A 16,849-nucleotide genomic window follows, 5' to 3' on the forward strand; every position below is an offset into this window, starting at 1 on the left:
TTTATGCGATTGCTTATAGAAATTTCTAAAGTAATATGAAACGATATAAAAATCATTATAAAAACTGTATAATAAGAGAATAAAAGGGAGGTGCGATGAGTGATTCGTGCTTTTAAAAAAGTATTTTCTGAGAGTTATAAATCGCTAATAATTATTTTGATACCTGCATTTCTATTGATTGATTATAATAATATAATATTCATTGATTATATTTATTTTACGGCAGTTATAGTAGCGTATGTAGCTTTTTTATTCTCCGTAGTAATGACTTGTGTAACATTAAGGTATGAAGAACAAAAGAAAGCACATTTAGAACGAATAAGAAAGAGTGCTTTCAGAATGAAAAAAAGAACGAGCACTTCTTGAGGGAAGATAAATATATACGGAACAAAAGAATATTTATTTTGTTACTGGTGAAGTTATAAAAAAATCCTGTGTGTATAGGGCTTTTTTATTTGCAGGAATTTCTAAACCATCATTGAATACTGTCAATAGGATATGTAAATATGCATATTGTATTTATTTGGGTTTTTTTGTATGTTAAAATCAAATATAGAGATTTCTGTATATACTGAACCGAAATCAGGAATATCCAATGAATTTTGAGAGGTGCTACATGTTTACAAATAAGAAATTTATTCGATTTGGTCTAACATTATTTGTATGTTTATCTTTAATTAATTTTACAATCAGTTATTTTCAAACGTATCTTGAAAGAGCAGCAGATATTATATGGGTAATACCGGAAATTTGGCAAACTATTTTGATAGATGTTCCTCAAGGTATACTTGTCCTTTTAGGTGCAATTGCTTTATATGATTTCACAAAAGAAACATCGCAAAAAGACGCATCAATCTAGATGCGTCTTTTTTAGTTTTCTTCAATTAACAATTTCATAGATAGTCCTGTAAGAATCCCTAATCGGAGCTTTTTTACTTGCAGGAATTTCTTTACCATCATGGAATACTGTCATTAGGAGGTGTTGTGACGTTATGACGGACGAAATTGTTTATTCCGCAAACGAAGTATATAAACGATTAGGAATATCCGATAGCACCCTTAGAAAGTACATGGAAGTATTATCACGTGAAGGATTCGCAGTAAAGAAAGATAATCGTGGCAGACGCCAATATACAGACAGTGACATTATGGTGATTGAGAAATTAATTGAACTCAGCAAGCATGACGGTATGACGCTAGAGAAGGCTGCGAAGATGATTGCGCAGCAAATAGAAAAGGTTAATCCTGATCTGATTAAAGAAGAACCTGGGGAAACGAGTTTAATACCATTCCACATTCAAGAACAACTCTAGCAGCAGTATGGCGTTATGGCGCAAGAAATGAAACAGGGTATGTTAGCGATGGAGAAGCGATTAAGTGACCAGGCGAAGCGAAGCAATGAGGAAATCAAAGCAAGCTTAGAAGCGCACAATGAACGAGTGGAAAAACGATTGGAAGCGCGAGACGAGACACTAATGAAGACACTTCGTGAGATGCAGGAGACGAAGAGAATGATGCAGGAGTTTCGAAATGAGGTTGCTGCATCAAAAGAGAAGAAGGCATGGTGGAAGTTCTGGTAAGAGATTGTACCTGAGGTATAGAAGAATCGATGGAATGATTCTTCTATACCTTTTAATATGTTAAAATTGTATTATATACATAATTAATGTCGGAGGTAACTATGAATAAAACGCTTAAAATAACACTTACAGGATTATTGGCAACAACGTTCCTTGTTGGTTGCGGTTCAAAAGAAGAACCTAAAAAGGAGCACTTGAAGCAAGAAGCTAAACAGGAATCTAAGAAAGATAATAAGAAAGACACTAAGTCTGACGCGGAGAAAGCTGCCATTGCTGAAAAATTTCATCCTGCTGTATATCCTCGTAAGAAAGATGGAACAATTGAATTATCTGTGTGGATGACTAGAAAAGAAAAGGTTGAGTTATATAATTATGTGGAGAAGAAAGCTAAAGCGGAAGGAATGACCCCAGAGGAATATAGTAAAGTTAAAGGCGAGGAGAATGACCAGAGAGCTAGAGAACAAACTCAAGCTCAACAGGAACAAAAAGCTCAAGAAACACAGACTAAGACACAAACTAAGACTAATCTCATCCAAGATCAGTGCGATACTGTAAAATCAGAAAATGAAATGATGAAAAAGGCAATTAATCAAGGGATCAGTAATAGTACGAGCGCAAGTGAATACACAAAGAATCAACAAAAATTAGAATTATGTAAGAAGCAGGGGATGGTTGAGTAAAGAACGTTCCTATGCGTTTACATGTTAGCAAGCGCGGGATGAAACCCTTATGAAGACACTACGTGAGATGCAGGGAACGAAGAGAATGATGTAGGAATTTCGGGATGAGGTTGCTGAATCGAAAGAGAAGAAAAAGCCGTGGTGGCGGTTCTGGTAATGGATTTAGAATAAACTACGCAAAAGTATATATTTCTACTTTTCTACTTTGTTGGAAGATGTGTTTATTATTATATTTTTAACATAAATGGGTATCGCCAGCATTTCGGAAAAAACCCACGCTAAGCAAAAAAATAAAATAAGCTGTCCTTATGGACAGCTTATTTACATAATTTTCGAAAGCGGAAGTTGCATAGGATTTATGTTGTCCCGTTTATGACAAGGTCTGCTTTTTCATCAGGTCTATGTTTTCTTACATAAATATCCTCTGAAATCATCCAATTATGTTCCCATATATCACGAGCTGCTTCTCCATCTCTTTCAATACCTCTCGCAAGTCGAATTTCGCGAGGACAATCCACCCAAATTTTGAAATCATATGTATGTTCAAGTTCTTTACGAAGGGCGTAAACACCCTCAATTATAACAATCCCACCAGTAGGAACTAAGTGCCATTCTGCCAATTTATCTATATTCCAATCGTAACGTTGATAATAACCATCTTGGTTTTGACTAAGAGGGTGAATGACTTGTTTTAATAAGCGATTCCAATCAAAATCAGCCCCGATGGGTTTAGAATCAGGACTTCCTTTTAAGATTTGGGGAGAAGGAAAATAAAAATCATCCATATGAACAATTGTTACAGTGGGTTTTATGGTCTGTAATGTATTAGCAAATGTACTCTTTCCTGAACCTCCGCATCCATCAATTCCAACAAGAATCGTCTCTTGCTTTTTAGGCAACTTTTCAAGTGTGTCCAATAGGTCACTAAAGGTGCACACCTGATTATTATTTGAAGAAAAATTCATATCTCTCCTCCTATTGTTTATTACAGCAAACCTCTCTTGTTTTTGAAAGGAGTTATTTGGTTCGTTTGAAGATAATCTCCAAAGAACTCGTGTATCCTGCCATTGTTAGAGTAAGGACTTGAACAAATTCCCAACCATCTTCAGCATGTTCGGTAATAATACGTTTATAATCTTCTTTAGGTTGCCCTTTCCATCCACCAATTTCGACTTTCACGAATTTGTAATCGTACATATTCTTTCCCCCTTTTCCTAATTGTACCATTTAGAAGAAGCGATGTATTGTACCTTTTTGACTGTATACTCTATACATGTGAGGTTGACATAACGCCCTATTATCGGTATCAAGGAAAAAGGCAGCCCCTTACTTTCAAAGGGAATCCGCCTTTTTTGTTCTGTGAATCTATACAATTTTTTATACATTCCTATCATGGTGCGGTATTCGGGTTCTCGTTTGTTACTGGATTACTCGAAAAATTGTATAAATTTATGTATACTCTTAGCGTTGTTTTTTTCTGAAATACTGGAGGTACCTCTAATTTAGGAAATAGATTGGCCTGACTTACGTCTGGGATATGTTATCTTATCCTTTTTCGAATTGGCTTGTTTTTAATTTAATTACAAGTTTCGCATAAATAAGCTTCTCCTTAACACAAATAATGAAGTGTTGGGGAGAAGCTTTATTTTTGTTAGTGTACTTATAAAGTTTGCTGTTGTTTAGTTTTATGATTTAGTAGTAATTTATCTAAGGAAATAGATTGGATGTTAGTTAGTACAAAAATAAAGATACAGCTAATAATAACTCAAATTCAAACCCTCCTATAAATCCTTTATTGAATTTTATGGTAATAATCGGTCCAGCCAAAAGTATAGAAAATAAGGTTGAAATGCATTGGTTTTTATTTTCCAACTTTTGGTTTAATGAAATAAGGTTCGACTTCTCCATTTTGTATTTGAATATCCTGAATTGCTGTATTATTAATAGAACCTTTAATGGATCCAAATGTTTTATTTAGGATGTGACCAGCGCTTTTGAATCCAACATAATGCCCACGGACCATCCGTGGAAAACATGCACCAAACATACCGTGTACCGATATAATTGATTGAAAATGTAGAATTTCTGTAATTAATGTGCCGATTGTTGTTATCTTCATCTTACTATTTGGAGGTACTTTAATAGAACGCTCAATGGAAGGAGAGGTAATGATTGATTTTGAATTACTTTCTCCCACAAAAGTTGAAATATTAAATTTGTTACCGGATTGAAATTCACCTGACATGATAAAATCTGATGTTAAAGTTAAACCTGTAGTAGATACCGAAGTCCAAGATTGAATATTGGCCCATTGCTCTTTTATTGAGACTACAATTTCTGCTTCTTCATTATTAGGATTAAATACAAATTGTTCCCCTAGGCTTACTTCATTCTTTGAAGGCTCTTCAATATTGCGAAATATAAAAGGGCCAAGCATTTTATAACAAGCGTGACCATAACGTTCAGTAATTGCAGGCTTATTATGAATTGGAAACGTCTCATTATTTACTGCGATTTCATCAGGAAGTATTCCATAAAAATCTTTAAACGCGTCCATTATGGAATCTGTAGTTGAATCTAATGAATCTAGATCTGAAAAAGATAATTTTTCTTGTATAATCATACTAATACTCCTTACTTATCCGTGATTTTATTTGTTTGATCGTGGTGGAAAAGCAATTGAAATATGAGGAGAAGATAAACTAATAGTTTGACAGATACAATAAATAATCACTCTTGAGAATAAATTCCATTTTTTACTGCAGGATTCCTATCAATAAATACTCGTTAGAAATTTATAAATATTTAATTGAATTTTAGGAAAATAGAAGGCTATAATTAATAAATCTAACTAATAAATATTAGAGTTAATTCAGACTTTCTAGGGGATATTAGTAGAATAAAGAATACCATTAACTAGTTTACTCTATATCTCTGTTTAAATTTTAACTATGATGATTCAAAATCAAATAATCTTTATGCTTTAGATACACAACATGGTAGATTTGAAATACTTAATAAAAAAGGAAAACGGGAGAAGTAGACTTCAATTTAAACTCAACAAAACCTGCGGACAAATCTGGGGACATGGTTTGAAAATGGGTTAAGAAAGGATTCATTTATGAATGAATTAGTAAAAAAAGCAATACAATATTTTACCACAAAAGAAATGGAATAGGGTCAAAACCCATTTGTAAAAATGAATGGATCCACTTTAATTGGCGGAAAACCAATCGTTGGTTGGTATCATAAGTGAAATGTAGATTTGAAATAAAATTGTACCACTTATAAAAAATATGATGTTTTGAATAAAGTTGTCATGTTTATATAAAAAATTTTATAGATAAGTTTAAAAAAAGAGTGAAACTCGTCTCAGAATGAAAAGAATACTTATCTTATTGAGAAAAGAGGAAAATTTTGTAGCTATATTTTAAAATCTGCATTTGAATGAAACTAAACTGAATGTTTACCTAAAGAAAGTACAATAAAAAAACCTTGGATGCAAAAGAACTAAAGGAAACACTCTCTATCGACATCACGCACTATTAAGTTTTGAGTACAACACAAGCTATTTAGTCTTAAGGGGTTAAAGTTAACTGTTTTTATTAAAGTGTATTTACATGATAGCTATAGCCTATAAGCAACCATGTAATCAATATAATATGTATAGGTGAATGTATCTGAAACTAAAAGATATTCATACTGATAAAAGGGAATGATGCATTTTATTGAATTAACATAAGAGTATTATAAAAAAAGTAAAAAAGTAAAGACTTTATAACTTCGCACGAAATACCAATTTTACGAACAATAAGATAGGTAAATAAAAATCTAATACAGTATTTAAGGATTTCGAGCTCAATTGCATGAATCTCAGTATATTGGTATGTGTATATATAATTCATATTTTATATAGGAATCATTAAATGCTGAACTATTCATTGAAAATATTCATAGTAAATTACCTTTTAATATATATGATTTTTTCTTATGTTGATCTAATTTTCTCCTCATTATCATGATTAAATTAACCAAGTCATGTTAGATAACGAATTTTAAACTGTCTTCATATATTGATTTTTTGTATGATTTTATATAAAAAAATTGTTTTATTTTACATACATTTATATGTAATTTTTGCACTGGTTTTTATGGTGTTATACAAGTTTATCACTTAGCTAGCTGTAATTTTCATTTGACCAACTACACTATACCATTCAGTTTTGAGCATATTTTAGTATTTCATAATTTAATTATGTAAATAAGTTCGTGTAAAAATTGAATTTAATGCGAACTTGTGTTCGTGTTATTTTTCTGTTATATTATATATGAGGTGATTTTTATGGACTATAGTAAGCAACGCCAAAAATCCGTACATCGTAAAAAATTATACGAAAATTTAAATGAAATGCCCTTTTACATAGAAGAATTTGTGGAGTACAAAGAATTGCATGATGCCTCTCCCTCCACCCTATTGAATTATGTATATGATTTTAGAGTCTTCTTTAATTGGTTATTATCTGAACAAATTATTGAATCAAAACCCATTAAAGCAATATCCTTCTCTGATCTGGAAAATTTAAAGAAAAAAGATGTTGAGAACTTTATGAGGTTTCTAAAACTACTACAAAACATGCAGAATTCCTCTGTTAACAGAAAAATTTCGGCCTTAAAGTCTTTATTTAAGTACCTTACCGCCCTATCAGAGAATGAAGATGGAGAATGCTATTTTTATAGAAATGTAATGGCTAAAATTGAAATACATAAAGATAAAGAAACATTAAATGCCCGTGCAAAACGTATGAGATCTAAAATATTCCATAATGATGACGATCAAGAATTTATGAATTACGTTAAGTACGAACATGAAAAATCTTTAACAAAACATCAGTTGTTCTATTTTCTAAGAGATAAAGATCGTGATGTAGCTATCCTTTCCCTTTTTCTTGGTAGTGGTATTCGTGTAAGTGAATTGGCCGATCTTCGTATGGAAGATATAAACTTAAAAGAAAGATTAATTGATGTAATCCGAAAAGGAAACAAAGAAGATTCTGTATGGATTACACCAATTGCACTGAACGACCTTGAAAAGTATATGGAAATTAGAGATAACAAATACGCTCCAGGAAAAGAAATGAAAAATGTTTTTTTATCGAAGTATAAACATACTGCACAGCCTCTTTCGGTTAGGGCTATCCAAGATATAGTAGAAAAATATACTAAGGCCTATGGCAAAAGAATGTCTCCTCATAAATTAAGACACACATTGGCAAATAAATTATATATGGAAGAAAAAGACTCGTTACAAGTCATGCAGCAACTTGGGCATACTAGTCAAGATACAGCTTTGTTATACACTCAACTTGGGGAAACAACTATTAAGGATAGTTTAGGCAGATTAGGGAAAAATAAACAATAAAAGGTTCAGCAATATGAATATGTATTGCTGAACCTTTTATTATTTGATGTAATTTTTAATTTTATTATGTAAAAAATATATAGTTTATCTTTCACTTTGATTGGTATATGAATGATGAAAGTATTAATAAAAAATTTGATAGAAATATACATTTGAAAAACAATCCTCTATTTGTATGTAGATATATAAATCTGCTCATTACATTAGTAGTATACGTTAGCTTGTGTACGTTTGCGAATTTCTATTGGATAACCATGGTTATCTGTACACCCTGGCATATTCCATTCTCTCTTGAGAAATATTCTGGTTCATCTCCATTTCCTTGCTTCATATGAAAGTTTTGCATGCCATTTGTTAGTTTAAAATGAAAAAAAATAGTCTTTTTTCATTTTAAACTTCGATTCGTAAATGTATGCTTGTCCTTATCAAAAAGTGCAAAGCAAAAAGGCACCTAAGTAAGGTGGCTTTTTGCAAAAAACGTCTCTTCAATCTTAGATTAAATAATTTCAGATTTTGTGATACCAACATTACTAAATGCTTTTTTAACAACTTGTTCTGTGTTTTGGGGCATTTCCCCTTCGGTTATTAGTATTTTCGCGGCTTTTAGAATTTCTTCAAAAGCATCCTGGAAACTAGAATTTGGACGAAGATGCGGCCATGCATTATACCATAAGATAGCAGCATTATTTGTTCCTATTTCCATAGACACTAGAAAGAATGCTTTGTTTGGAATACCACTGTTCGTATGCACAATATAACTTTGTCTTTTTTTCTCATTCTTAAAAATACGATTACTACCATCATCATATTTATCCATGTGATTCGGTTGAGAATCATGATCATTTGCGGTTCCTGGTTCTTTCATTGAGCGAAGGGCTTTTCCAGGAAATTTTGGACCAATAATTTTGTCACCAATTAACCAATCGGCACTCTGAGCATTTTGACCCAAATGATATTGTTTTACTGCACTACCAATACAATCAGAAAAGCTTTCGTTAAGGGAACCAGGTTGATCATGATATTCGAGTTGAGATGTATACTGTGTTACACCATGACTCATCTCATGGGCTATAACATCAATTCCTGCTGTAAAATCCACGAAGATTTCACCATCACCATCCCCGAAGATCATTTGTTCTCCATCCCAGAATGCATTCATAAACTGCTTACTATAGTGAACGTTAAAAATAAGATCCAACCCTAGATTATCAATAGAATTACGATGTAATACCTTTTTATAATATTCTAAAATGATTTTTCCAGCATCATATGCTTGATTTACGTCCTCATCCTCAGTAGGTGAATCTCCCTCATCTCGAACTAATTTATGCTGAGGTTGTTCCATATGTTGACAATCATAAACATGCCTAGTGGCTTTATGTTCTCTATTTTTCTCTAGTGAAGATTCCATTGTTTCTTGATTTTTGGTTATACTCTTTCTTTTTTCATGAATTTTTCTAGTATGTTCTAAGCTTTTTTGGGCTTTTTCGCTCCCTTTTTCTGCAAACTTTTCCAATAAGTATTCTGGAACAATACTTTCAATTTTTCTCATAGTAATCTTTCCTTTTCTATAATAATTGGTATTTTATATCCAAAAGAACTCATTATTTGTTAATCTCTTCCCCATATTCTTATCCGTATGGAATTAAAAACATATCTATGGATTGATTAATAGGAAAATAACTACACTAATAATAAATATTACTTCCTATATTTCTCTACAAATTTTTATTCGTAATGTACACCATTATAATTTACAAAACCTACTGGGTGGTGCGTGAAATGTATGACTGGATCTCCTGGATTACCTATTCCTACTTTTACATGTGTTTTATCAACATATTCCCCTTGCAGTTCGATTTCTGCTCCTTCTCTTAAGTCTGGAATTGGATTTTTTAATCCTAATTTATCTCCAAAACGAATTGCACAGAAGGCTTCATCTTCTACTAAAGATTTTGGTACACCTTTTATATCAATAACTTGAATATTATTAATTAAAAAATGCTGATGTGTTCCGCCTTCTGAATTAGAATCATCTTCTTCAACTAATTTTATTGTTGCTTTTACATGGACAATTGGACCGTGAAATGAAAGTGGATTTCGATGATGATCCATAAAATAATCTGCTAACGTATTACCAAAGTGCGGATGTCGTTGTAAATGCTCACTCAAAGTTGTTCTCTCCATCTCTTTGTTATACTTACATCTGTTTAATAATTGGAAAGTGTAACGGTATTTAAAATAACACTAATCTTTTTGTGGATTTTAAACAAATAACTTTCTCTTTTAATCAGATGGATGTTCACTTGCCCAGCTTATAAATTGATTTAAACTTATTAAACCAACAAATTCATATCCTAATCCCGAGCCTTTTGGCTTTAAAATAACTGTATCTAAAAAATCAAGCGATCGTATAGATTCATCAAAAGAATAATCATGAGCGATGAATATCCTATTTACTTGCGAGTTAGGTTCTGTTTCAAATATTCTAATTAGTTTTTCTTTTACTAGTCTCTGTTGCTCATTTGGATTTTCAATATTTAAGTTGTTAATCTCAGCTAATTCATCCAGCACTTCTATATTTTGTTCTCCAAAAGCCAGTTTGCCTGTGTCTTTAGTTCGACAATAAGGGCTTGTAAATACGGGGTATTGAACGGGTACTTTTTGTGTTCTAAAGATCTCTCCTAGTTTTTCTGATTGTTTTTTTCCATTATCGGTTAAGTTGCTTTGTGTTTTGCAATCTTTCAGATCTAGTACTCCTCCTGGTTCTCTTTCCTTTTCTCCATGCCTTAGGTATAAATTATATCCGCCAGCTTTAATGGCTTTTAACAATGAAAAATCTAATGTCTCTGTGTTTTTCAATTCTGTATTATCTATTTTCCTCATCCTTCTTTCTTATTTAGTAAGTTGCTTCAACTATATTCGTTTTATATCAATCGAACGTCTATAAGAAGTATATTTATATTTTGCACAAAAATCATCTGTTTACTGAGTACTAGTGTAAACACCCTTCCGTTTAAGCTCATTTATAAATATTTAGTATGAATAATGATTATTTACATGGATTCAAAACCCATTCTGTTTTTAGTATGTCTTGCTCTAATAACCATTTTTTCTCGCTAAGATATTGTTTTAATTGTTGATGTTGTTGACTTGCACTATCCTTATCGTTGAATTTTTTTAAAGATATTTCCACAATTACTTCTGAACATTTATCTCTTGACCATACTTCTATTTTCACTTTATGCCCTTGCCATTCTCCTGTATATTTCCTTTCATATACAGGGCCATATTCAATTGCTTTAATTATTTTATCTTCGGTCCAATCATCCTGCTTCCAATTCCGAAATTCTTCGGGAGCATTTTGAAGGAATTTTTCACGTAACTCTTGAATTGGCATTGGATTTGAAGAATCAGGTGTTGTGTCGATAACATCACAAGATAGGCTTAATGTCCTTTTTGTAAATCCCCAATCAATTTCCACTTCAAATTTTGTATTATTTAAATCAAACCCTTCTTCTTTTGCTTGTCCTAGAATTGTGTCTATATCATCATTGGTAATCGGGTATCTTTTTTTATATGTTAATTCTTGACCGTCTTCAACTTTTCGGTTTCGTAAAATCCAACCCACTTGATACATTTCTTTATTTACAGTATCTATAAATTGAATATACCGTTGCTCAGCTTTTGTAATTTTAAGTTCACTTTTTATATTTTCTTGTAATTCATACTTTTCATTTAAAATTTGATTACTTTGAAGAAAAAATTTAACTTCATACTTAAATTGAATTAAATTTTCTGACATTATATCATCCTTCTTATATTATGTTTATTAAAGGTATTATTAAACCGTAACAGGGATATGAGCTGTTGATATTAAAGTGTAATGAGCTAAAGAATACTTAATAAATTTTTGTATAGTTGATTTTATTTAAAAATCTGTATTATTTTTAGATATAAATGTATTACTTTTAAACGAATACTTTAAGCTTAAAAAGAAACTAGTTCTAGAATTTGTTTATAATTAACAGCCGAAAAATCCACATGAGTTTCTATGAATTTTTCGGTTAAAAGGAACTGCTCTAGTTATTCTATTTTATATTATTTGAATTTAACATTATGATGTAACGATTGTTAGTCCCGATATAAACCCTCATATATTTATCGTATTTGTAATACGCCATATCTTCAAATGTACATGAAACCAAATACTTAATAAAATTTCAAACTAATCTTTTAGGAATTTTGCTGGAATAATACTGTACACTGATGTTAATACTAGTAACCCTATAACTTCTATTTTATTCTTTTGACAAATCTAACAATCCATTACCTACTAAACGCTTAGAATCAGCAAGAGCTGTTGTTCTTTTAATCAATTGAGCATAAATTTCATCCTCAGATAACGTTCTATCGAATTCCTTTTTACTTTCACAAAGTTTAATAATTAATGCTGCACCACCTGAAATATGCGGAGTTGCCATTGAAGTTCCACTTAATGTTGCATAGCCTCCACCTTTGTAAGTTGATAAAATTCCTACTCCAGGCCCAACTAAATCTACATTTTTGTTTGATTCACTAAAAATGGCTATTTTTTTATTTAAATCAACAGCACCAACTTCTACAACCTCCTGATACGCCCCAGGGTAGCCAAGCAAATCAGTATGATGCCCCCTATTACCTGCTGCACAAACAACTAATACATTGTTATTCACTGCATTTCTTACAGCTTGATGTAAATCTGGATTATCCTCTGGTCCTGACAAAGACATAGAAATTACTCTTACTTTTTCTCCATTAGGACCTCTCCAGTTTACCGCGTAATTAATCCCATTTATTATCCATTCATAGGCGCCCGATCCATTAGGTCCACCTAATACTTTTACGATAAGTAGCTTAGCTTGTGGCGCTACTCCTAAAACACCTTGGTTATTTTCTGTAGCAGCAATCGTTCCTGCCACATGTGTTCCATGACCATTCATATCAGAATAATTATTAGGATCACTATTATTATCAGTAGTAAAATTTTCTCCTCCAATAATACGATCTTTTAAATCTACATGGTCAAGTTGGCATCCTGTATCTAGGACTGCAACCACAATATCTTTTCCTTTTTCACTTTTCCCCCATGCTGCCGGAGCATTTATAAGTTGTACACCTTCAGGTATTTCATGAACCTCATTAACAACTTCCAACACTTCAAAAGGAATTAATCCCACTTCGTTTTTCTTTACATCATTTGAATTATTTTGACTCATATCTTCACCTCATGTAATAAATTTTGATTGTTTTTAAACAATCAAAATTTATTCTCTCTATAGACCCCATTAAATATACAACTTATATTTAATGGGGTCTAAAGATCTTCAAATTGATAGTGTTTAAAACCTAAGATTATGCTACTTTTTTGACCAAAATCTTTAAACACCTAAATTTAAAACTCACTGATAAACCACTGTGAAATCAGTCATTATAGGGAGCCCACTATATATTTTATCGAAGAGAGATAGTAAAATTACAAGAACAAAATCTTGAACCCCAACACCCTAAGTAATTTGTTTAATATCCAAAATAGACATTAGATGCACCGCACATTACTAAAACATGTTAATATAACAAACAGAGATTCCTTTTCACTATTATTCTAATGTGTTCAGTTGTCTTAAAGCGTTATACTCACACTTTAGGAAGTAATCTAAATTAGAAATATCACATATTCTAATTACAAACTAATTCTCCTGTTTTTGAAGCGTAATCTTTTTTCAGCATGGTATGTATACAATACTTATACCATTTCACCATTACCTCCCCCTATTTCACTTTATCTCACTTTTCACCTCACCCGTATACATGATATATCTCCTTAAATTGACTTTTATTAATTATAAACAGAAAAACCATAGAAATTAATTACTCCTACGGTTTTTAAATATCTATAGGTTTAAAATAAATTAGAATCCATGTTTCATTTCTTTTTAATCATCTTAAAACTCCCCAAAAATTAACCCACATATATAACAATTACTTTTTTTACTAAACTACAAAAAATAAATTTGGGCAAATGGATAATAGCTCTTTAAAATACTTACATAATCCCTACCTTGATCAGCGAGATATTTACTGCCCCATCTACAGAAGTATTCATTTGAATAATTTCTTATGCCACTACAGTATAAGATTAACATTGGTTCAACACTATTTGGTTTTGCAATGTATTGATTAAACACCTCATCAACTACATCATCAATTTCTGAAAAAGTATTTCTACCATAATTAAAAGATTGATCAAACAGCGAAGAACTACTGATTGTAAACCCTCTTTCAAAATAATGTTCTTTATATATACGATTCAATACAAACGAAGTTATACAAATAATATTAGCCTTTAAAGCTTCTTTCGGCCAATTTGGGTATAATTCCGAAGCACTAACATTTTTTATATATTCTTTAAAATCCACTTTGTATCTTAAAGCATTTTCATAAGGATTCCCATCATGAACTATAATATATTGCGGTATTTGTAGATTATGTGCATGTAAAGGAATATCTGAAGAATACATAGAGTACTGCTGAAGTTGTCTTTCTAAATGCTGTTTAGTTAATGTATGCTGAGGTACATCAATAATTTCAATTGATTGCAGCTCTCTTGTTCGATTTATAGGCAGCATTTCTACTCTTTGTTTTGCTGTAGTTCCCGCAAAGATTTGTACACCTCTAACTATTTTCACACCATAGTTAGATGCTTCAATTGTAAGGATATATTCTGAATAAGGTTTAGGACCCGAAGGATCTGAAGCATATTCTTTAGGGGGAGCTGATAAAGAAATGACACTTGTTAAACCAATATCATTTGTTTGAAGTGTGGTAATAACTTGACTACCCTCATCTTGCTTACGAATGAATACTTTTGCACCCTTGATTGGTTTATCTGTATTCATTTCATAAACAGACACAATTAACTTACCAGTTGATGCGCGATAAGTATCCCGTGTATCATAAAAAAGTTGTTGATCATTCAAAAATATATTTGGTTGATAGCATAACTGCTTTCCCGTATCCCATGGATAAGAATGATATTCAATCAAAACTATTCGCCCTCCATCTATAACAAATCATTGCAATCACTCCTTTATATTTTTATTACTTTCAATGATTAATAATTAGGATAGTATCCATTTTGATAATAGAATGATTGTGGGTAATGAGATGTGGATGAATTTGTCATAGAAGGTATAGAGGAAGGATAAATAAACAGTTGGTTTGTATTTTGAGAAGGTGTGTATGTTTTAATATTTGCACCTGTATTTGTCTGTACTGGCATAGGATTATATTCCAAATCCCTTGTGGTACCTGCAGTATATTGTAATTCTTCAAGTAATCTCCATAGTTCTTTACGCACTACTCCTGTTACAGTAAAACTTTTAATTTTTTGAAATTCCTTTACTGATTTTTCAGTTCCAAGTCCAAAAAATCCATCTATTTGCCCTGTGTAAAAACCATACCGTTTCAATAAACTCTGTATCATTTTAACACTTTCTCCTTGGCTACCATTCTGCAAAATCGGGTAAAATCCAGGAAGATTTGTAACATTCACATATATATCATTTAGCTTATTCCAAGTTAGCTCATCTACAATTCCATTATCAGGAATTTGAAAATTCCTTTGGAAAATTTTGACTGCATTTACTGTATTTAAATCAAACGTGCCGCTTATTATTATTTCAGGGATATTTGAATATTTTTTTCTTATTTGAAATAAGTATTTCTGAATAGTCCGAACAGTTCCTTTTTGATCTCCTTCCTTTACATTATAACCTGGGAATGATTTGGTTACTTGTATAAAGTCAGCTAAACGGATTTCTACATTTTTATAATAATATTTTAAAATATCCATATAATTCATCCCTCGTTCTGCAAGGCATGCTGTCCCCCATTGATAAAGCATCCCTGGTCGACTTGCGAATGGACATGGTTGCTTTTTACCAGCACGATATTGCGCAAAAAGCGGTGCGTTTTCACCAGGTTTTGCAATATATTGTTTAAATACTTCTTCTACCACATCATCAGTTTCTTCAAAAGTATTTCTGCCATGAGTATATTTATGATCAAACTGTGTAATACCTGTGATTGTAAATCCTTTATCTTTATAGTAGTTTGTATAAATCCGGTTTAATGTATAGGAAATAACACAAAGTGCATTGGCTATCAATGCATCTTTCTTCCATGTTGGATATACTTCAGAAGCAAGCACATTTTTAATATAATCTTTAAACCTTAGCTTGTATCTTGGAGCAGGCGTATTCGGATGACCATCATGAACGATAACAAATTCCGGTAATACAACATCCACATCTAGGCTTTGTCTTGACTCTTGTTGTTCCTTATGTTCTTGTTGCAGTTCATGTTGTGATTCTTGCTGAGGGTATTGTCCGATTAATGTATGTTCCGGAATATCAATTATTTCAACAGAATCCCGTCCTTCTGTTCCACTAACAGGTATAAGCTCCATTTTTTGAACAGCTGTAGCATCAGCGAAAATTTGTGTCCCCCGCAGTATTAAAGGTGCATAACCTGCAGCCTCGATAGATATAGCATATTCAGAATATGGTTTAGAGCCTAAAGGATCTAAAGTGTTCTCTTTAGATGGGGTAGGTAAAGCAACTATATCAGTTTCACCGAATTCATTCGTATACAAAGTAATAACATCACTTTGGCGGGAAGATAAAATACGTCCTTCCTCTGTCATTTTATAAATAGATACTTTGACACCCTTAATCGGACTTTCCGTATCTTTTTCATATATTTTCGCGAATATTTTGCCACTTGGTTGCCGGTAAAAAGGTTCATGTTCTTCATCATATGCTCCAGCTGTAGAAAATTGTGGTTTAGAACTCCCTAAAAAATATTGATGAGAATTATACACATTCATCTCTCCTCTCCTTTAAACCCTATTTATATTGAACCTGCATATATATTCAAATCAAAAAAAGGCCCTTTATCCAAGATATTATGCTAAACTCTATTTTTTGGAAATCATATAATTGCCTATTTTCACTAAAAATTCTCTAGAATTTTAAAAAGTAAATATGGACAGCTCTATTAATATTTCACCTTCTTCTGCTAAACTATCCGGAATGTTCTTTCAATCCAAAAGGTTAATATAGTTACAT

General features: G+C 31.9%; 14 protein-coding genes and 3 pseudogenes. 7 read left to right on the forward strand and 10 right to left on the reverse strand.

Annotated elements, in window-relative coordinates; translation table 11 throughout:
* Positions 1 to 99 precede the first annotated feature (99 nt).
* From NHG49_RS28915 to NHG49_RS28935, 5 genes and pseudogenes are all read left to right on the forward strand, one after another.
* Entirely contained in the window at positions 100 to 366 is a 267-nt protein-coding gene (locus NHG49_RS28915) for a hypothetical protein (RefSeq protein WP_222661505.1), read from the forward strand.
* Between the two features lie 229 nt (positions 367 to 595).
* Entirely contained in the window at positions 596 to 859 is a 264-nt protein-coding gene (locus tag NHG49_RS28920; protein WP_222661502.1) for a DUF3937 family protein, read from the forward strand.
* A gap of 133 nt (positions 860 to 992) precedes the next feature.
* Positions 993 to 1,580 (forward strand): annotated as a pseudogene (locus NHG49_RS28925) (DUF3967 domain-containing protein).
* 101 nt (positions 1,581 to 1,681) lie between these two features.
* A complete protein-coding gene (locus NHG49_RS28930) occupies positions 1,682 to 2,260 on the forward strand; it encodes an ABC transporter permease (RefSeq protein WP_258126992.1) in 579 nt (192 codons plus the stop codon).
* A gap of 28 nt (positions 2,261 to 2,288) precedes the next feature.
* Positions 2,289 to 2,417 (forward strand): annotated as a pseudogene (locus NHG49_RS28935) (DUF3967 domain-containing protein); the annotation flags it as partial.
* A 199-nt stretch (positions 2,418 to 2,616) separates the two neighbouring features.
* Here the strand turns inward: NHG49_RS28935 and NHG49_RS28940 are convergent.
* From NHG49_RS28940 to NHG49_RS28950, 3 genes are all read right to left on the reverse strand, one after another.
* Positions 2,617 to 3,225 (reverse strand): uridine kinase family protein, encoded by a 609-nt coding sequence (locus NHG49_RS28940; protein ID WP_098800704.1) that lies wholly within the window; start codon positions 3,223 to 3,225, stop codon positions 2,617 to 2,619.
* 52 nt (positions 3,226 to 3,277) lie between these two features.
* Entirely contained in the window at positions 3,278 to 3,457 is a 180-nt protein-coding gene (locus tag NHG49_RS28945) for a DUF4177 domain-containing protein (RefSeq protein ID WP_002186527.1), read from the reverse strand.
* 664 nt (positions 3,458 to 4,121) lie between these two features.
* On the reverse strand, positions 4,122 to 4,883 hold the full coding sequence (locus NHG49_RS28950) for a hypothetical protein (protein WP_064474064.1): 762 nt from the start codon (positions 4,881 to 4,883) through the stop codon (positions 4,122 to 4,124).
* Between the two features lie 528 nt (positions 4,884 to 5,411).
* On the opposite strand from NHG49_RS28950, the pseudogene NHG49_RS28955 reads away from it, so the two are divergent.
* Positions 5,412 to 5,513 (forward strand): annotated as a pseudogene (locus NHG49_RS28955) (DUF4879 domain-containing protein); the annotation flags it as partial.
* A gap of 1,089 nt (positions 5,514 to 6,602) precedes the next feature.
* Positions 6,603 to 7,679: a tyrosine recombinase XerS gene (gene xerS / locus NHG49_RS28960; protein WP_064474065.1), complete on the forward strand. Its 1,077-nt coding sequence runs from the start codon at positions 6,603 to 6,605 to the stop codon at positions 7,677 to 7,679.
* Between the two features lie 496 nt (positions 7,680 to 8,175).
* On the opposite strand, the gene NHG49_RS28965 is transcribed toward xerS, so the two are convergent.
* From NHG49_RS28965 to NHG49_RS28995, 7 genes are all read right to left on the reverse strand, one after another.
* Entirely contained in the window at positions 8,176 to 9,231 is a 1,056-nt protein-coding gene (locus NHG49_RS28965; RefSeq protein ID WP_222661495.1) for a M4 family metallopeptidase, read from the reverse strand.
* Between the two features lie 176 nt (positions 9,232 to 9,407).
* Positions 9,408 to 9,851, reverse strand: coding sequence for a hypothetical protein (locus tag NHG49_RS28970; protein WP_064474067.1), 444 nt, complete (start codon positions 9,849 to 9,851; stop codon positions 9,408 to 9,410).
* 114 nt (positions 9,852 to 9,965) lie between these two features.
* Positions 9,966 to 10,565 carry a histidine phosphatase family protein gene (locus NHG49_RS28975; protein WP_255299853.1) on the reverse strand — a complete coding sequence of 200 codons (600 nt, stop codon included), beginning with the start codon at positions 10,563 to 10,565 and terminating at the stop codon, positions 9,966 to 9,968.
* 166 nt (positions 10,566 to 10,731) lie between these two features.
* On the reverse strand, positions 10,732 to 11,484 hold the full coding sequence (locus NHG49_RS28980; RefSeq protein WP_064474068.1) for a hypothetical protein: 753 nt from the start codon (positions 11,482 to 11,484) through the stop codon (positions 10,732 to 10,734).
* A gap of 496 nt (positions 11,485 to 11,980) precedes the next feature.
* Positions 11,981 to 12,937 carry a S8 family peptidase gene (locus NHG49_RS28985; RefSeq protein ID WP_222661491.1) on the reverse strand — a complete coding sequence of 319 codons (957 nt, stop codon included), beginning with the start codon at positions 12,935 to 12,937 and terminating at the stop codon, positions 11,981 to 11,983.
* Positions 12,938 to 13,717: 780 nt separating this feature from the next.
* Positions 13,718 to 14,764, reverse strand: coding sequence for a SpoIID/LytB domain-containing protein (locus NHG49_RS28990; RefSeq protein ID WP_222661489.1), 1,047 nt, complete (start codon positions 14,762 to 14,764; stop codon positions 13,718 to 13,720).
* A 68-nt stretch (positions 14,765 to 14,832) separates the two neighbouring features.
* Positions 14,833 to 16,602 (reverse strand): peptidoglycan-binding protein, encoded by a 1,770-nt coding sequence (locus tag NHG49_RS28995; protein WP_374987935.1) that lies wholly within the window; start codon positions 16,600 to 16,602, stop codon positions 14,833 to 14,835.
* Positions 16,603 to 16,849 lie beyond the last annotated feature (247 nt).

The sequence above is a fragment of the Bacillus sp. IBL03825 genome, from assembly GCF_024712505.1.
In the GTDB taxonomy this organism is placed as follows: domain Bacteria; phylum Bacillota; class Bacilli; order Bacillales; family Bacillaceae_G; genus Bacillus_A; species Bacillus_A wiedmannii.